We start from the raw sequence: 17,182 nt of genomic DNA on the forward strand, positions 1-17,182 counted from the left end.
TTTAATTTCAATTGGTTACGACATTGGTGTGACTAATTTCGTCATCAAATATCGATATTTACTCACTGCCTTGTGAGAGATCTCGCACAAGGCAGCGAGTAAAAAGGGAGGATTATTCCCTACTGACCAATGGCTGTACCTTCACGACGAGGGTCTGCAGCGCCTTCTAAACCATCTTTTGTGATGCGAATCGCGTGTAAACCAGAGTTAAGATCGCGAACGTTGACTTCAAATCCCATCTTTTCTAGCTCAGGTTTGAAGTTTTCCGCTGATGTTCCTTTTTCCAAATCTAAGGTACCGAAACGGTTTAGGAAGTGTGGTTGGTTGATCGCTTGCTGAATATCCATGTCCCATTGGGTATGCGCAATGATCGCTTGTGCTACATAACCGATGATACGGCTGCCACCGGGAGAGCCAATCGCCATGTAAGGTTTATCGTCTTGCATGATGATGGTCGGTGCCATTGAAGAGCGTGGACGCTTACCCGGCTCAAGTCGGTTCGCGATAGGCTTGCTATCGTTATGAGTCTTGAACGAGAAGTCAGTCAGTTCGTTGTTCAGTAGGAAGCCTCTCACCATCAAGCGTGAGCCAAACGCATTCTCAATGGTGGTGGTCATGGAGACGACATTGCCATCGCTATCGACAATATTGAAGTGGCTGGTGGACGGTAGTTCAATAGATACATCTTGGCTGCGCAGCATGGCATGATCCCACGGTGGGGTGCCTGATGGTGAACTGTCTAGTGCCTTTCCAGCAGTAATTAACTGGGCACGTTCCTGCAAATAGTCAGTATTCACTAACCCTTGGGTTGGCATCGGAACGTAATCTTGGTCTGCCATGTACATACCACGGTCTGCAAAGGCTAAACGAGAAGCGTCCGCTAACACTTGCCAAGATCTCGCGTCGTTTGGCCCCCATGATTTAAGATCAAACTGTTCGGTCATCGCTAAGATCTGCCCAACCGTTAATGCGCCTGAACTTGGTGGTCCCATTCCACAGATATCGTAACTCTCATAAGCGGAACAAACCGGTTCACGTTGCTTAATTGAATACGCATCGAAGTCTTTCTGTGCCAATACGCCAGGATTACCTTTGGCCGTTTGAACTGTGTTGATGATGTCAGCAGAAATTACGCCTTGATAGAAAGCCTTAGCACCATCCTTTGAAATAGCGTTTAATGTTGCCGCGTATTCTGGGTTCTTAAGTAGAGTACCTGCGGTTTTTGGGCTGCCATCGGCGTTAAAGAAGTAGGCCTTTGCGGTGGCAAAACGGCTTAGTCGTTCTTGGTCATTTTCAATCAAGGTTGCTAAACGTGGGCTGATGGTAAAACCTTTTTCTGCCAGTTGAGCAATAGGTTTGATTAGGGATGCCCACTCTAATTTGCCGTATTTCTGGTGAGTGTCCCACAATAGTTGGACTGTACCCGGAGTAGCAACAGAACGACCACCAACCACGGCATCATAAAACTTAAGTGGTTGACCGTTTTCGTCTTGGAACAGACGTGGTGTTGCATCAAGTGGTGCGGTTTCACGGCCATCGTAGGTTTTGAGTTGCTTGTCCTTGCCATCAAAATAAACAAGGAACGCGCCACCGCCAATACCTGATGATTGAGGTTCCACTAAGCCAAGCATAAGCTGCACAGCAACCATGGCGTCAATCGCGTTACCACCACGAGCAAGTACATCGGCTCCCGCTTGGGTCGCCAGTGGGTTAGCCGCAGTGACCATCCAGTCGTTGGCTTTAACGAGTTGTTTGGTTTCTAAACCACTACTTTGTTCGGGAGCGACGGAATCGGCAGCTTGATTTGCCCAACTGACGTGAGAGGCAAAAAGTAGGGTAGAAGTGGCGAGGGTTGTTAGTTTTGTTTTCCACTGCATGATCTTCTCCTTTTAATATGCAGAGCTAGATTGGCAGTGGAAAGATAAGATAGCCAGTATGTTGTTAACGAATTGTAATCTTGATTCGAATTTAAGCGATTAAACCAGACAGCGACTGCCAAAGAATACTCAGGCCAATCAGGCTGAATACCACTCCACATAAGCCATCGATGTATACCGTTGCTTCGCTGAGTTTCTTTTGCAATGCTTTAGTCGAAAGCATCCAAGCCAGTAGTGAGAACCAAAACAGAGACAGACCAAATAGGATGATAAGCGCAAAGCCTTTACCTGACAGAGACATGTCGGCAGGCACTAGGCTCGACATCAAGCTGATAAAGAACACCAAAGCCTTTGGGTTGAGAATATTGGTCGCAAACCCTTTCGAAAATGCCTGACGCTTATTGGTCAGAATCAGATCGTTGGAATTGACGGTATCGGCATCATCATCGTGGTTCTGAATGATTTGCCAGGTTGCTTTAAGTGCTCCGTAACCTAAGTACAGTAAGTAGCTACCGCCGGCTAGTTGGATAATGGCAAATAATGTGGGTTGTTGGTGGACTAGGTAACTGATTCCCGTCAGGCTCAGCAATGAGTGCAGCAAGATCCCGCAAGATAAACCAAGCGCAATGTACAAGCCTGTCTGGCGTCCGTGACGCGTCGCATTTTGCACGACTAACGCAAAATCAGGGCCGGGGCTCATCAAAGCGATGAAGTGGATAGAGGCTAGGGTGATCAGTATGGTGACTTCGTTCATCGTCAGTTCTCAATAACGTTGCCGCTATTATTAAATAAGTAATCGTATTGAGCGTAGCTTACCGTGATTTGAAATCGAGCAATTGTAAATTATCAACACTTAGTTGATTTGTGAGGGTGGTACACCGAACGTGGTTTTGAAAGCCTTAGAGAAGTGTGCTTGGTCATAGAAGCCTACTTGGTGCGCGACCTTGGTACCACATATCCCAGACTTAATCAGACGCATGCTTTGTTCCATACGTAAACGGCTCAGCCATGCATAAGGCGTAATGCCCATTCTGTTTTTAAAATGGCGTTGGAATTGAGTCGTGGTTAAACCACACAACTCAGACAATTGTTCTAATCGCACTGGTTGATCCAAGTTCGCCATCAAGTAGTCTTTTAGCGTATCAATCGATTGATTACCCAGTTTGATGTCACTCTTCGATCCAAATTTCGCATAACGATCGACAATCGTCGAGAACCCTTCGAAAGGTAAGCAATCTTGAGCGAGCTGGCTGATGTTTTGATGGATTAATAGGCCGTGTAAGTTGCGCAATTGTGAAAATGCAGCTTGATCGGAGAGGATCAACTCAGAAAAGCCTAATGTGTGACCATTTTGCTTGGGATCGGCAAGATCTTGAAACCATTGGGGAGACACGGCAAACACACTGACTTGATAACCCGAATCGAGTTTGGAGTGCCCATCATGCAGCTCATCGGGTGGCATGATAACAACTTGGCCAGCACCAACATTATGGCTCGTCCCTTTATAGACGAATTTCTGCTGTCCTTGGGTAATTAAGCCAATGTGAAAGTCCAAATGATAGTGGCGCTGAAAGGCAAACTCTTGGTACTGAGCTTGGATCAGGCTGATATCTTCTGTTGGGGTAGAGTAGTAGTGGACTTTATCCATGGTACAAAAAAGCTTGGTCAAATAGTCATCAATTCAACCAAGCTTATCTTCGTATTAAGGGATTGTCTTGTAAAAAACGATCAGTGTTACTGCTTAGCGCGTTTGTTCTTCTTGTTGTTACGCAGACCATCAAAGCTGAAAATCACCAGAGCGCCCCAAATAAAGGCGAAAGTAATCGCTTTATCTGAAGTAAAGGCTTCACCGTAAATCAGAACTGCGAGCAAGAACATTAAGCTGGGGCCGATGTACTGGAAGAAACCGAGTGTCGATAGCTTCAAGCGGGTTGCAGCGCCAGTAAAACAAAGCAGTGGAACCGTGGTGATCACTCCTGCTGCAACCAATAATAGATTGAGCTGCATTGGGTTCATCGAAAAATCTGACGTTGCACTGTCTGCGATAAACAACAAGTACGTTGCGGCGATAGGCAGCATCACCAGCGTCTCAATGAATAAGCCAGTTTGAGCTTCCAAGCTAACCTTTTTACGTAACAAGCCATAGAAACCAAAGCTGAAGGCTAGGGCAATGGCAACGATCGGCACAGAGCCAAACGCGATCAATTGAATTATCACGCCAATCGCAGCCAGAGCAACCGCAAACCATTGAAGTTTACGTAAGCGTTCGCCAAGGAAGAACATCCCGAGCAACACGTTAATCAGCGGATTGATGTAATAGCCTAAGCTGGCATCGAGCATGTGATTGGAATTCACCGCCCAAATAAAAATAAGCCAGTTGGCGCCCACTAAAATCGAAGTGGCGACTAAATAGAGCATTTTTGGTTTAGAGGTGAGGGTGTCTCGAACCTTACGCCAGCCACGACTCATGTGCAGTAGAAAAGCGAGTAGGAAAAAAGACCATACTACACGGTGGCTAAGAATCTCAAATGGGGATACTTCACTTAAAGATTTGAAATATATGGGAGCGATTCCCCACATGGTGTAAGCGGCAACGGCAAGCAAAATTCCCTGTCGCGTACGTTGTTGGTCGTCTTGTGTCATGTAACTTTCTCTAGCACTGAGTGCTTATTAATAAGATTTATAAAGAGAGTTGGTCAGTATAGGAGCGTTAACCCTTTTCACCTAACAATTTGCGGTTTAATTCGCCAGCGTTCCCCTCTACAATGTGCGCCTTGCTTGCCAATGCTGCACGCTGACTTTATACCTTGATTAGGAACCACAATGACCGCCACTCTGATTGCTGAGCAAACACCAACTCCCGCGAATGATGCGCAAGATATCTTACAAGATGTCTTTGGTTATCAAAGCTTTCGTGATGGTCAGCAAGAGGTCATAGACCTAGCCGTTGAAGGCAAAGACAGCTTGGTCATTATGCCAACCGGTGGTGGTAAATCTCTGTGTTACCAGATCCCGGCTTTAGTGCGTGATGGACTGACTTTGGTTATCTCACCGCTCATTTCATTGATGAAAGACCAAGTTGACCAATTGAAAGCCAATGGCGTGGCGGCTGAGTGCATAAACTCATCGATGCCACGCGATCAACTGTTGAGCGTGTTCAACCGCATGAACTCAGGCCAGTTGAAGATGGTTTATGCTTCGCCAGAGCGTGTGTTGATGCGTGACTTCATCGAGCGCTTACAAGGCTTACCGCTTTCGATGATTGCGGTGGATGAGGCGCACTGTATCTCTCAGTGGGGACACGATTTCCGCCCTGAATATGCTTTGCTAGGCCAGCTTAAACAGTATTTCCCGCATGTGCCTTATATGGCGCTGACAGCAACCGCTGACGATGCGACGCGCAAAGATATTATCTCGCGTTTGCAGCTGGTGGAGCCGCACACGTACTTAGGCAGCTTCGATCGGCCTAATATTCGCTACAATCTGGTTGAGAAGCACAAGCCCGTGTCTCAGGTGGTTCGCTACCTAGAAACACAGAAAGGCAATTGCGGCATCATCTATTGTGGCAGCCGTAAGAAAGTGGAAATGGTGACCGAGAAGCTGTGCAATAACGGTATTCGCGCTGCGGGTTATCATGCAGGCATGGACACCGACGAACGCGCTTACGTTCAAGAAGCTTTCCAACGTGATGATATTCAGATCGTGGTCGCGACTGTGGCGTTTGGTATGGGCATCAATAAACCCAATGTACGCTTTGTGGTGCACTTTGATATTCCACGTAATATCGAATCTTACTATCAAGAGACAGGCCGTGCAGGTCGTGATGGCTTGCCTGCTGAAGCGATGATGTTGTTTGACCCTGCTGATATGGGTTGGCTGCGTCGTATGCTGGATGAGAAAGAAGAAGGCCCGCAAAAACAAGTTGAGATGCACAAGCTGAACGCGATGAGTGCCTTTGCTGAAGCGCAAACGTGTCGTCGTCAGGTTCTGTTGAACTACTTTGGCGAATATCGCGAGAAGCAATGTGGCAACTGCGATATCTGCTTAGACCCACCAAAACACTTTGATGCGACCCAAGAGGCACAGAAGGCGTTGTCTTGTGTGTACCGCGTTAATCAGTCATTTGGTATGGGGTATGTGGTGGAAGTGATGCGCGGTATGCAGAACATCCGTGTCCGCGATAATGGCCACGATAAACTTTCTACCTATGGTATTGGCCGTGACCACAGCCATGATTACTGGATCAGTATCTTCCGTCAGTTAATTCACAAAGGCTTGTTGTTCCAAAATATCACTCGTAACTCAACATTACAGTTAACAGAAGAAGCCCGTCCGTTACTGCGTGGTGAGATGTCTTTGGAGTTGGCTGTACCTCGTTTAGATACAGCAGTGCGTAATGCGAAGTCTGATAAACTTAGCAGTAAGAACTACGATAAGAAGCTGTTTGCCAAACTGCGTAAGCTGCGTAAGTCGATTGCAGATGAAGATGGCTTACCACCTTATGTGGTATTCAGTGATGCGACGCTGATTGATATGGCTGAAATCCTACCCACATCTTACGGCGAGATGCTGGCAGTCAATGGCGTTGGTCAGCGTAAACTCGATAAGTACGCTGATCCATTCTTAGATTTGATTCAAGAACACATCACCACACACGGCTAGCTTTCAGGAACGGCCAGTCTATAAAAACGATGGGCTCATAGAAAAATAATAAGGTTGATAGGGACATGACAACACCAACAGAATTTGGCTTAAGAGAGTATTTGGCTGAGGAAGGGCGTTTATTGATTACGTCTCCAAGTTTTGATTTTGATTCTTATGAAGTGCTAGGTGAAAAGCTGGTGGCGTTGCTGTCAGCTTCTGTTGTTGAAAAGCAATGGGATGCCGATATGCACTCTTGGTTGATTGATTTTGAAGATTGTCGAATGTTTTTAAAGTCTGAGCATTACAGCGAATCAATCTGGTTTGAGTCGTTAAACGCTGAAGAAAGCCGAGAAGAGTTTGATTATCTCGCGACGCTTTTCAAGCGCGGTTTCTAACTTTTTGCATGGCTTCTGAAACGTAGCTTCTAAACCTGGCTTTTAAAACTTGGCTTCTAACGTCATTCATCAATAAAAGTGAGGATAAACGTTTGCGTTTGTTCTCACCGTTGCAGCCAATATTGATTAATGTATAATCGCCCGCCGCTCAATAGAGCAAATTATAGAAACATTTTTAATTCACATTATTGGTAAGAGCTTTCTTAGTTTATTCGAAGAAATGACTCGATTTGGGTTCCCTCACCCCCAAACCAAACTAAAAAGGTACAGCATGAGTAACTTTACCCCTGCGCAACAGCGCAAAGCCCTAGCACTATTAGTTTTGTTCCATTTGATCATTATTGCATCAAGCAACTATTTGGTTCAGCTACCTTTTACCGTCTTCGGTATGCACACCACTTGGGGTGCTTTCACTTTCCCGTTTATCTTTCTAGCGACCGACCTGACCGTACGTATTTTTGGCGCGCAGCTTGCTCGTAAAATCATTTTCTTAGTGATGTTACCAGCGCTGGCCGTTTCTTATTTATTGTCTGTGGTGTTCTTTGAAGGTTCATTCCAAGGCTTTAGCCAACTAGGCGAGTTCAACTTGTTTGTTGCACGCATCGCAGCGGCAAGCTTCATGGCTTATCTGCTCGGTCAAATCTTGGATGTGCATGTGTTCAACCGCTTACGCCAAATGAAGCAATGGTGGGTTGCGCCAACGTGTTCAACGTTATTCGGTAATGCCATTGATACCATCGCGTTCTTTGCGATTGCTTTCTACCAAAGCCCAGATCCATTCATGGCTGAGCACTGGACTGAAATTGCGTTGGTCGACTACGGATTCAAGCTTATCATCAGCTTAGGTCTGTTTGTTCCAATGTACGGTGTGCTTCTAAATTACGTGGTTAAGAAGCTAACCGCTGTGAACCCTGACTTTAAAGCAACGGGCGTTAACGCTTAAGTTTAGATTTGTAACGCAAAGCATCAATGCAGCGATAAGAAAAAGCCCAAGTTAGTAGACTAACTTGGGCTTTTTTAATTTCTAGCGTCAGATACTAATATCAGAGGCATTCAATATTCAATGGCCAGCCAATATCGGTTTGTCTATTCGACTCGATCTCTAGCTCAGCAGCGGTCAGCGGGTTGTCTGCTAGCCATTGCTTAGAAAGCGTCAAGGTCAGATTGTTGTCATCCGTCGTCAGCTTGAACTCAGGCTCAAGCGCTGGATTACGACGGTGAGTCAACAAAATAGCTAAACGCAGAATTCGTAAAATTCGCTTGCTGCTGGTACCTGAGATTGCATGTTGCTCAGGCAATGAAGTTAACTGTTCGCGGTAGCGACGTGTTAACTCACCCAAGCAGTGCTTTTGCGCTCGAGTAAAGCCAGGTAGGTCTAAGTTCTGCAGTAGGTAAGCACTGTGCTCGCCGCCTTTTTTGAAATCGATTGTTAAACCAATCTCATGAAGCTTCGCCGCTGTTTGTAATAGCACACCTGCTTGAGGTTCAGAAACCCACGTTTCGGCGCCCGCTTGCTCTAATAGAGTCTGTGCGACTACAGCAACTTGTTCACTGTAGCTTACGTCCATTTGGTAGCGTGATTGCACGCTCTTAATGGTACGAGCGCGAATATCTTCTTGGCGAAACTCATCAACCATCTCGTAGGCGAGACCTTCACGGAGTGCGCCGCCAGCGAGTGTCATTGAATCAATTTCAAGCAGCTCAAAAATCGCGATAAAAATAGAAAGACCACTTGGGAACACTAGTGCGCGCTCAAGGGTTAAGCCTTCAATCTCAAGCTCTTCTAAGCGCTCTGTAATCATCGCTTGTTTTTGTAGACGCTTGAGTTTGGCGTGAGTAATGACTTCATCCATGCCTTGCGCCAACATGATTTCTTGCAGTGCTTGAACGGTACCACTGGCACCAACACACACATCCCATCCGATATCAGTGTAGCTATCTAGGATAGGAGCCAACGTAGACTTAGCCGCTTCAATGGCATTGTTGAAGTTGGTTGCGGTTAATTGGCGATCTTTAAAGTGGCGTTCAAGCCAAGTAACACAACCCATCTTTAGGCTGGTTAAGGCTTTGGCTGAGAAACCTTCACCGATGATCATCTCGGTACTTGCACCACCAATATCAACCACCAGTCGGCGGCCGCTGCCACCAGAAGTGTGTGCTACGCCTTTATAGATAGTCGCAGCTTCTTCTTCACCAGAGATAACATTGATGTCGTAACCAAGGATCTGGTTCGCTTTCTCGAGAAATATATCCACATTGATAGCGGTACGTAGTGTCGCTGTACCAACAATGCGGATATTTTCTTTCGGAATATCTTGCAGTCGCTCTGCAAAGAGACTCAAACAGTCCCAACCGCGCTGCATGGCTTCAGAACTAAGCGCATTATTTTCATCTAAGCCTGCAGCTAAACGAACTTTGCGCTTAATTTTAGCCATGGTTTGTACGCTGCCATCGATATGACGCACAACGAGCATATGAAAACTGTTCGACCCGAGGTCGATTGCAGCATAAAGCGGTGGTGACACTGTTTGGCTCATAAGCGACTAAGCTTCCTTGTTATGGCGCGGTTGGCGTGGGCGACGGTTCTGGTTTGGTTTACGGTTACCGTTGCGTGGGCCATTGTTGTTTGAGCGGCGTTGTTGCGGGTTACGTGTACGTAAGCGCATCGGTGCTGGCAGATCTTCCAGTAGTGCAGAAGCATCGTAGTCAGACATTGGGATAGCGTGCTCAATGTATTCTTCGATTGGTGGCAAGTTGATTGCGTAATCTTCACAAGCAAAGCTGATCGAGTGACCGCTTTCACCAGCACGACCTGTACGGCCGATACGGTGAACGTAATCTTCACAATCGTCAGGTAGGTCAAAATTGAATACGTGTGTTACTTGAGGGATGTGTAGGCCACGTGCTGCAACATCCGTCGCGACAAGCAGGTCAACATCGCCTTTAGTGAATTGCTCAAGAATCTTTTCACGTTTCTTCTGAGGAACATCGCCAGTTAGTAGGCCAACACGGTGACCATCGGCAGCCAAGTGGCCCCAAACTGATTCACACTTGTGCTTAGTGTTAGCGAAGATGATTGCGCGATCTGGCCACTCTTCTTCGATTAACGTTTGTAGAAGAGCCATCTTATGTTCGTTAGAAGGGTAGAACAGCTCTTCTTGAATACGGTGACCAGTCTTACGCTCAGGTTCAACAACGACATGCTCTGGGTTGTGCATGTGTTCGAATGCAAGTTCTTGTACGCGGTAAGACAGCGTCGCAGAGAACAGCATGTTTAGGCGATCTTTTGGCTCAGGCATACGACGGAACAAGAATCGGATGTCTTTGATGAAACCAAGATCGAACATGCGATCAGCTTCGTCAAGAACAACTGCTTGAATGTGGTTAAGGTTAAATACCTTTTGCTTGTAGAAATCGATGATGCGGCCAGTTGTACCAATTAAGATATCAGCGCCTTCTTCTATCTTACATAGTTGCTTATCGTAGCTTTCGCCACCGTAAGCTAATGCTGCCTTGATACCTGTGCTTGCAACCAGAGAGTCAGCATCGTTGTAGATCTGAATCGCGAGTTCACGCGTTGGTGCCATAATAATCGCACGTGGCTGGTTAGGCTTACGGCCTTCATGCTCAGGTGTTTTTAGCAGGTGATTAAAAGTAGCAGTAAGAAACGCAAGCGTTTTACCAGTACCCGTTTGGGCCTGGCCTGCAATGTCTTGGCCGGTGAGCAGTACCGGGAGCGCCAAGGCTTGGATAGGGGTACAATAGTCGAACCCTTTTTTCTCCAATCCTTCAATGACTTGCGGAAGTAAATCCAAGTCGGCGAACTTTTGCTCTGTGATATGCGTCTTTTTCATTGCTATAGAATATCAGCTTAAGCTTGCAATACGAAAGTAAATACATTCCAATAGGGCATCTATTTACTGGTTATCATCCAACCAGTTCTAAAAAATACATTGGAGTGGAAGATGAGTGATAAGATTTTGCAGCTAACTGACGACGGTTTTGATAACGATGTAATCAACGCTGCAGGCCCTGTTCTTGTTGATTTTTGGGCAGAATGGTGTGGTCCATGTAAAATGATTGCGCCGATTCTTGATGAAATCGCAAACGAGTACGAAGGTCAGCTCACAATCGGTAAATTAAATATCGACCAAAATGCTGGTACTCCACCAAAATTCGGTATTCGCGGTATTCCAACGCTACTTCTTTTCAAAGACGGTGGCGTAGCAGCAACTAAAGTTGGTGCATTGTCTAAAACTCAACTTAAAGAGTTCCTAGACGCTAACCTTTAATCAGGTGAGTATTTGAAAAGAAACCGCGCAGTTAACAAATGCGCGGTTTTGTTTTTTCTAAGCTATGGACTAGTCTTAGTTTTAGTGCTAATTTATCGCACGTTAATTGAACAAATTCTCTTCTTGGTCGAGCCTGTGACCAAATCCTTCTTAACTTAAGAAAACAGACCCTATTTTGACTAAACAAACTTCCACCACTATGAATCTTACTGAACTGAAGAACAGACCTGTGTCTGAACTTGTTAAACTTAGCGAAAGCCTAGGTCTTGAAAATCAAGCTCGCTTAAGAAAACAAGACATTATCTTCTCCATCCTTAAAGCACACGCAAAAAGTGGTGAGGACATCTTTGGTGATGGTGTTCTAGAAATTCTTCAAGACGGTTTTGGCTTCCTACGTAGCGCAGACAGCTCATACCTTGCTGGTCCTGATGATATTTATGTATCACCGAGCCAGATTCGTCGTTTTAACCTTCGTACAGGTGACTCTATTGGCGGTAAAATCCGTCCACCTAAAGATGGCGAACGTTACTTTGCTCTGCTTAAAGTAAATACGGTTAACTACGATAAACCAGATAACGCTCGTAACAAGATTCTTTTCGAAAACCTTACTCCTCTTCACGCCAACGAACGTATGGTGATGGAAGCGGGTAATGGTGCAACTGAAGATATCACAGCTCGTATTCTTGACCTTGCTTCTCCAATCGGTAAAGGTCAGCGTGGTCTGATTGTTGCTCCGCCAAAAGCGGGTAAGACAATGCTTCTGCAAAATATTGCTCAAAGCATTGCCCGTAACCATCCTGAGTGTGAACTAATGGTTCTACTTATCGATGAGCGTCCAGAAGAAGTAACAGAAATGCAGCGCCTAGTTAAAGGCGAAGTAATCGCATCGACGTTTGATGAACCAGCATCTCGCCACGTACAAGTAGCAGAAATGGTAATCGAGAAGGCGAAGCGTCTTGTTGAACACAAGAAAGACGTGGTTATCCTACTGGATTCAATTACTCGTCTAGCTCGTGCTTACAACACTGTGATTCCTTCATCAGGTAAAGTTCTTACTGGTGGTGTTGATGCGAATGCTCTTCATCGTCCAAAGCGTTTCTTCGGTGCGGCACGTAACGTAGAAGAAGGCGGTAGCTTAACTATCATCGCAACAGCACTGGTTGATACTGGTTCTAAGATGGATGAAGTTATCTACGAAGAATTCAAAGGTACAGGTAACATGGAACTGCACCTTAACCGTAAGATTGCTGAAAAACGCGTATTCCCAGCGATTGATTTCAACCGATCTGGTACTCGTCGTGAAGAGCTTCTTACCAAGAACGATGAACTACAGAAGATGTGGATTCTGCGTAAGATTGTTCACCCAATGGGCGAAATCGATGCGATGGAATTCCTTATCGACAAGCTAGCAATGACTAAAACGAACGATGAGTTCTTTGACGCTATGCGTCGTCAGTAGTATTGATTAGCTTATAGTTATTAAAAAGCGCTGCCTTCGGGTGGCGCTTTTTATTTGCATTTTGTAGCGACAGCTTGCAGAATGGGCAAAAGTGTTACGAGGAAGTTAAAATGCAACATGGACTGTTGTCATCATTACTCCTGTCTACTTCACTGTTACTTTCACCGGTTGGTATGAGTTATGCCACCGAGATGTCTCCACTTACAGTAGAGTCTTGGCTTGAGAATGATCAAGTAAAACTGAAAACTGCTGAATTACTCGAGCTTGTCGTGCGTGACGAAGTCAATTCGCTACGCTTTTCGCTTGAGCGTCTGACATTTCCCCAGCAAGAGGTGGCTCGTTACCGGCTCTTGAAGAAGATCGAACAGCAAGAGATCGTTCTCACCCCTAAGATGTCTATTTTCATAGAACAGCAACTCGCTATCACGCCGACCTACCAAGTATTAGAGCGTGGGGATGGCTACGAGTTTACGGTACCTGCTTTTAATTACCCTTCGATTGCTAATCGACTGATCAAGCAATGGCACCAAGACCAGAAGACACTGGTGTTTGTACTGGATGCAGAAAAGCGGGAACTTAACCTTAATGAGTGGTTGTCAGGGCCTGAGCATCAAGTTCAAACGCGAGAAGCACTATTAATTCGAGAGCTAGACAGTTTGTCTCCTGAAGCGGTTGACTATCTGACTAAGCAACTCACCGCATCTTCTATTGTTAGCTGGTTACCTTCTACCGAGGTGGTAGTTCGATTAGCGCAAGTGAGCGAAGACCCTGAGGTCTATAAGATTCTATGGCGAATGAAGGCCGATTATCATAGCCAAGCAGAGTTAGAGCGACTTGCTAAAACTAAACAAACGTTCGCGTTGGAACAGGTAATGGCAGCGACTAAGAATCCTCGTTTGAAAGATGAAGCGATTACTTTGCTTACCAAGGTGAACCCGCTATCAGAAGAGGTGAAGCAGTTCCTTGTCTCTAGGATGGCGATTGCCGATGAAGCGCCATTAGTCGCCCGTGAATTAGCCAAACAAGGTCACACGCTCTGGTTGCAAGATCTTGTGAATGATAACCCTCAGGTGAAGAGCTCTTTGATCGAGCAAGCATTACCGTAAAGTGGATTTTGCCTCTCAATAACCACACTAAAAAGGGGGATCTCAGCGTCACCCTTTTTGATATACTGAGCGCAGAATAATCAGCATGTAGAAGCCCTATGAGTTTTAAAGATTTACGTGATTTTGTCGACCATCTTGAAAGCATTGGTCAGTTGAAACGCATTTCTCACCCTGTCGACCCAGACTATGAAATGACCGAGATTAGCGACCGTACTCTACGTGCTGGTGGCCCGGCTCTTTTATTTGAAAATCCCGTAGGCTATGACATGCCTGTTTTGACCAATCTATTCGGTACACCTGATCGGGTAGCCATTGGTATGGGGCGTCAAGAGGTCAAAGAGTTACGCGAAGTAGGTAAGTTGCTTGCTTACTTAAAAGAACCCGAGCCACCAAAAGGCTTTAAAGACGCTATCGATAAGCTGCCTGTGTTTAAGCAGGTCTTAAATATGCCAGCTAAGCGTCTTCGTAAGGCGGCCTGTCAACAAATCGTATGGCAGGGTGATGACGTCGACCTAGATAAAATTCCGGTGATGAGCTGTTGGGCGGACGATGTCGCGCCGTTGCTAACGTGGGGTTTAACGGTTACTCGTGGTCCAAACAAGAAACGCCAAAACTTAGGTATCTATCGTCAACAGAAGATCGGCAAGAATAAAATCATCATGCGTTGGTTGGCCCACCGTGGTGGAGCGCTTGATCTACGTGATTGGATGGAAACCAACCCAGGCAAGCCATTCCCTGTATCGGTAGCGTTTGGTGCCGATCCTGCCACCATTCTTGGTGCCGTTACGCCAGTTCCAGATACCTTATCGGAATACGCGTTTGCCGGCTTGTTACGTGGCAGTAAAACTGAGGTCGTTAAATCAATCAGTAACGACCTAGAAGTGCCAGCGAGTGCTGAAATCGTAATGGAAGGTTATATCGACCCGAATGAGTTCGCAGACGAAGGACCATACGGAGACCATACTGGTTACTACAACGAGAAAGAAAAGCATCATGTGTTTACTATTACTCATGTAACCATGCGCGAGAATCCGATCTATCACAGTACCTATACTGGCCGTCCACCTGATGAGCCTGCAGTATTAGGTGTTGCGTTAAATGAAGTGTTTGTTCCTATTCTTCAAAAGCAATTCCCAGAGATAGAAGACTTCTACTTGCCACCTGAAGGTTGTTCTTACCGAATGGCAGTAGTGACCATGAAGAAGCAATACCCAGGTCACGCTAAGCGAGTGATGATGGGTGTATGGTCTTTCCTACGCCAATTCATGTACACCAAATTTGTTTTGGTATGCGATGAGGATGTTAACGCACGTGATTGGTCTCAAGTGACCGCTGCTATGTGTGAACATATGGATCCGTCTCGTGATAGCCTGATGATAGAGAACACACCTATCGATTCACTAGACTTCGCATCGCCAGTGGTAGGTTTAGGCTCAAAAATGGGTTTAGACATTACTAAGAAGTGGGATGCGGAGCTGGCACTATCGCCTAATGCTAAACCTTTACCTATAGACAGTCAGCATATTGAAGGTTGCCTAGCTGAGCTAGCCGAAACCTTCCCTGAAATTATTGATATTCATTTGCAGAATGACAATGCGTGCATGGTCGTTGTGTCTATCGATAAGCAAGCTGCAGGTAACGGTAAGAAAATCATTGAAGCGGTTTGGTCTCAGTTTGATGAGAACAAGTTTGTCATCGTATGTGATAGTGACGTTAACGTCAGTGACTGGAATGACATTATCTGGGCGGTGACCACAAGAATGGATCCGGCAAGAGATACGTTCTTCCTGAAAAACCAAACTGGACACTCAAAAATGGGTCTAGATGCGACGAACAAGTTTGAAGGTGAATGCCTGCGTGAGTGGGGTGTTCCAATCACTAAGAACCCAGACGTCGTTAAAAAGATTGATAGCATTTGGGAACAACTAGGAATCTCATGAGCTTCCAAGTAATCTTATACCCAGAAAATATCAGTTTTACCGTAGAAAAAGGGCAAACGGTTTTGGATGCTGCGCTCAACAGCAATATCAATTTTCCAAACCGCTGCCAAGTTGGTGCATGCGCTATGTGTATGTGCAAAAAATTAGAAGGCAAAGTGAGTTACCACCTTGAACCCATGCTCACAGAGAAAGAGCAGTTACAAGGTTGGATTTTTGCTTGCCAAGCATTTGCAGAAAGTAATTTAGTTCTAACCTTTGCCGATTAAGGGTTAGTGAGAGGAAGAACATGACTATTAAATGTAAAGTGAAATCTATCGAGCCTTTGGCTTGTAACACTTACCAAATCCTACTTCACCCAGAAACACCGGTAGCTTTTAAAGCGGGCCAATACTTGATGGTTGAAATGGGTGAAAAAGACAAGCGTCCATTTTCGATTGCAAGCAGCCCTTGTCGTCATGAAGGCGAGCTTGAGTTACACATTGGTGCAGCTGAGCACAATGCTTACGCTTCAGAAGTTGTTGAGGCAATGAAGAAAGCGCAAGCGGAAGATGGCGACATAGCTATTGATGCTCCGCACGGTGATGCGTGGGTTAAAGAAGAAAGCGATCGTCCTCTGTTACTAATTGCTGGTGGTACTGGCTTCAGCTACGTGCGCTCTATTCTCGATCACTGCATCGCGCAGAACAGTAAAAAAGAGATTCATCTATACTGGGGCGCAAAAGATGAGTGCCAGCTGTACGCGAAAGAAGAGCTTGTCGACATTGCAGCAAAACACAGCAATGTGCATTTTGTACCAGTAGTAGAAGAAGCACCTGAAGTTTGGCACGGTCAAACGGGTAACGTACTTGAAGCAATCACGCAAAGTTTCGAATCATTAGCTGATTTTGATATCTACATTGCGGGCCGTTTCGAAATGGCAGGTGCTGCAAGAGACTTGTTTACTCAGAATAAAGAAGCAAAGCGTGACCATATGTACGCAGATGCTTACGCGTTTATCTAAGATTTCTTTCAGATTTAGAGCAAAAAGAGAGCAGAAATGCTCTCTTTTTTCCGTTTAGGTGAACTATTAAGCACTTAAGCTTTGTTTATTCATTTTTCATGAAAAAGTAGTTGCTAAGCTGAGAGGGTTCCCTATAATGCGACACCACTGAGACGGCAGGCGCCACAAGGCTTCAGCAAGAATCAGTCAGACGGAAAGCGACAAAAATTAATTTTCAAAAAGTGTTTGACACTGAATGTTAATTCGCTAGAATGGCCGTCCACTTTGAGAGGCTCCTTACTTAAAAGGAACGCTCAATAAGTGAAGCTCTTTAACAATTTAAACCTATCAATCTGTGTGGGCACTCGTTGATGAATATCAAAACGTCATTCTTAGGAATGGCAGTTACTTCGGTAACAAACTTGATTTCAATGAACTGAGTGACCAATACAAAATTAAGTTTACTTAATTTTGGCACAGTCAATTCATT

General features: G+C 45.5%; 15 protein-coding genes. 9 read left to right on the top strand and 6 right to left on the bottom strand.

Annotation, left to right across the window (positions count from 1 at the left end):
* Window positions 1-119 precede the first annotated feature (119 nt).
* From ggt to rarD, 4 genes are all read right to left on the bottom strand, one after another.
* Complete coding sequence (gene ggt / locus AB4180_RS21150; protein WP_102249489.1) at window positions 120-1,877, bottom strand: gamma-glutamyltransferase; 1,758 nt, start codon at window positions 1,875-1,877, stop codon at window positions 120-122.
* A 91-nt stretch (window positions 1,878-1,968) separates the two neighbouring features.
* Complete coding sequence (locus AB4180_RS21155) at window positions 1,969-2,631, bottom strand: LysE family translocator (protein ID WP_102249490.1); 663 nt, start codon at window positions 2,629-2,631, stop codon at window positions 1,969-1,971.
* Between the two features lie 99 nt (window positions 2,632-2,730).
* Window positions 2,731-3,525: an AraC family transcriptional regulator gene (locus AB4180_RS21160; protein ID WP_017081539.1), complete on the bottom strand. Its 795-nt coding sequence runs from the start codon at window positions 3,523-3,525 to the stop codon at window positions 2,731-2,733.
* An 86-nt stretch (window positions 3,526-3,611) separates the two neighbouring features.
* Window positions 3,612-4,520: an EamA family transporter RarD gene (rarD, locus tag AB4180_RS21165; protein WP_017107387.1), complete on the bottom strand. Its 909-nt coding sequence runs from the start codon at window positions 4,518-4,520 to the stop codon at window positions 3,612-3,614.
* A 180-nt stretch (window positions 4,521-4,700) separates the two neighbouring features.
* Between rarD and recQ the strand changes: the two genes are divergently transcribed.
* The 3 genes from recQ (at window position 4,701) to AB4180_RS21180 (ending at window position 7,859) form a co-directional block, all read left to right on the top strand.
* On the top strand, window positions 4,701-6,539 hold the full coding sequence (gene recQ, locus AB4180_RS21170; protein ID WP_009848191.1) for an ATP-dependent DNA helicase RecQ: 1,839 nt from the start codon (window positions 4,701-4,703) through the stop codon (window positions 6,537-6,539).
* A gap of 65 nt (window positions 6,540-6,604) precedes the next feature.
* Window positions 6,605-6,916: a DUF3630 family protein gene (locus AB4180_RS21175; RefSeq protein WP_009848192.1), complete on the top strand. Its 312-nt coding sequence runs from the start codon at window positions 6,605-6,607 to the stop codon at window positions 6,914-6,916.
* Window positions 6,917-7,187: 271 nt separating this feature from the next.
* Window positions 7,188-7,859 (top strand): 7-cyano-7-deazaguanine/7-aminomethyl-7-deazaguanine transporter, encoded by a 672-nt coding sequence (locus AB4180_RS21180; RefSeq protein WP_009848193.1) that lies wholly within the window; start codon window positions 7,188-7,190, stop codon window positions 7,857-7,859.
* Window positions 7,860-7,959: 100 nt separating this feature from the next.
* On the opposite strand, the gene gppA is transcribed toward AB4180_RS21180, so the two are convergent.
* Window positions 7,960-9,453, bottom strand: coding sequence for a guanosine-5'-triphosphate,3'-diphosphate diphosphatase (gene gppA, locus AB4180_RS21185; protein WP_102249491.1), 1,494 nt, complete (start codon window positions 9,451-9,453; stop codon window positions 7,960-7,962).
* Between the two features lie 6 nt (window positions 9,454-9,459).
* Window positions 9,460-10,770, bottom strand: coding sequence for an ATP-dependent RNA helicase RhlB (gene rhlB / locus AB4180_RS21190; protein WP_102249492.1), 1,311 nt, complete (start codon window positions 10,768-10,770; stop codon window positions 9,460-9,462).
* 111 nt (window positions 10,771-10,881) lie between these two features.
* On the opposite strand from rhlB, the gene trxA reads away from it, so the two are divergent.
* The 6 genes from trxA (at window position 10,882) to fre (ending at window position 16,713) form a co-directional block, all read left to right on the top strand.
* Entirely contained in the window at window positions 10,882-11,208 is a 327-nt protein-coding gene (gene trxA, locus AB4180_RS21195; RefSeq protein WP_009848196.1) for a thioredoxin TrxA, read from the top strand.
* A 199-nt stretch (window positions 11,209-11,407) separates the two neighbouring features.
* Window positions 11,408-12,667, top strand: a complete 1,260-nt coding sequence (rho, locus tag AB4180_RS21200) for a transcription termination factor Rho (protein ID WP_009848197.1) — start codon at window positions 11,408-11,410, stop codon at window positions 12,665-12,667.
* A gap of 110 nt (window positions 12,668-12,777) precedes the next feature.
* Window positions 12,778-13,773, top strand: a complete 996-nt coding sequence (locus tag AB4180_RS21205; RefSeq protein ID WP_102249493.1) for a hypothetical protein — start codon at window positions 12,778-12,780, stop codon at window positions 13,771-13,773.
* 98 nt (window positions 13,774-13,871) lie between these two features.
* Window positions 13,872-15,713: a 4-hydroxy-3-polyprenylbenzoate decarboxylase gene (gene ubiD, locus AB4180_RS21210; RefSeq protein ID WP_017103319.1), complete on the top strand. Its 1,842-nt coding sequence runs from the start codon at window positions 13,872-13,874 to the stop codon at window positions 15,711-15,713.
* On the top strand, window positions 15,710-15,979 hold the full coding sequence (locus tag AB4180_RS21215) for a 2Fe-2S iron-sulfur cluster-binding protein (protein ID WP_102249494.1): 270 nt from the start codon (window positions 15,710-15,712) through the stop codon (window positions 15,977-15,979). Before ubiD ends, AB4180_RS21215 begins: the two co-directional genes overlap by 4 nt.
* A 20-nt stretch (window positions 15,980-15,999) precedes the next feature.
* Window positions 16,000-16,713 carry an NAD(P)H-flavin reductase gene (gene fre, locus AB4180_RS21220; RefSeq protein WP_009848201.1) on the top strand — a complete coding sequence of 238 codons (714 nt, stop codon included), beginning with the start codon at window positions 16,000-16,002 and terminating at the stop codon, window positions 16,711-16,713.
* The last annotated feature ends 469 nt before the right edge of the window (window positions 16,714-17,182 follow it).

Origin of the sequence: Vibrio sp. 10N.286.49.C3 (genome assembly GCF_041469545.1) — a bacterium.
Classification (GTDB): Bacteria; Pseudomonadota; Gammaproteobacteria; order Enterobacterales; family Vibrionaceae; genus Vibrio; species Vibrio tasmaniensis_A.

What these genes read in the sequence shown, in the direction of transcription:
- recQ (WP_009848191.1), top strand. Translation starts at nt 4,701, where the DNA reads ATGACCGCCACTCTGATTGCTGAGCAAACACCAACTCCCGCGAATGAT.
- AB4180_RS21155 (WP_102249490.1), bottom strand. Translation starts at nt 2,631, where the DNA reads ATGAACGAAGTCACCATACTGATCACCCTAGCCTCTATCCACTTCATC.
- AB4180_RS21160 (WP_017081539.1), bottom strand. Translation starts at nt 3,525, where the DNA reads ATGGATAAAGTCCACTACTACTCTACCCCAACAGAAGATATCAGCCTG.
- trxA (WP_009848196.1), top strand. Translation starts at nt 10,882, where the DNA reads ATGAGTGATAAGATTTTGCAGCTAACTGACGACGGTTTTGATAACGAT.
- rarD (WP_017107387.1), bottom strand. Translation starts at nt 4,520, where the DNA reads ATGACACAAGACGACCAACAACGTACGCGACAGGGAATTTTGCTTGCC.
- ggt (WP_102249489.1), bottom strand. Translation starts at nt 1,877, where the DNA reads ATGCAGTGGAAAACAAAACTAACAACCCTCGCCACTTCTACCCTACTT.
- AB4180_RS21205 (WP_102249493.1), top strand. Translation starts at nt 12,778, where the DNA reads ATGCAACATGGACTGTTGTCATCATTACTCCTGTCTACTTCACTGTTA.
- AB4180_RS21175 (WP_009848192.1), top strand. Translation starts at nt 6,605, where the DNA reads ATGACAACACCAACAGAATTTGGCTTAAGAGAGTATTTGGCTGAGGAA.
- gppA (WP_102249491.1), bottom strand. Translation starts at nt 9,453, where the DNA reads ATGAGCCAAACAGTGTCACCACCGCTTTATGCTGCAATCGACCTCGGG.
- rho (WP_009848197.1), top strand. Translation starts at nt 11,408, where the DNA reads ATGAATCTTACTGAACTGAAGAACAGACCTGTGTCTGAACTTGTTAAA.
- ubiD (WP_017103319.1), top strand. Translation starts at nt 13,872, where the DNA reads ATGAGTTTTAAAGATTTACGTGATTTTGTCGACCATCTTGAAAGCATT.
- AB4180_RS21180 (WP_009848193.1), top strand. Translation starts at nt 7,188, where the DNA reads ATGAGTAACTTTACCCCTGCGCAACAGCGCAAAGCCCTAGCACTATTA.
- AB4180_RS21215 (WP_102249494.1), top strand. Translation starts at nt 15,710, where the DNA reads ATGAGCTTCCAAGTAATCTTATACCCAGAAAATATCAGTTTTACCGTA.
- rhlB (WP_102249492.1), bottom strand. Translation starts at nt 10,770, where the DNA reads ATGAAAAAGACGCATATCACAGAGCAAAAGTTCGCCGACTTGGATTTA.
- fre (WP_009848201.1), top strand. Translation starts at nt 16,000, where the DNA reads ATGACTATTAAATGTAAAGTGAAATCTATCGAGCCTTTGGCTTGTAAC.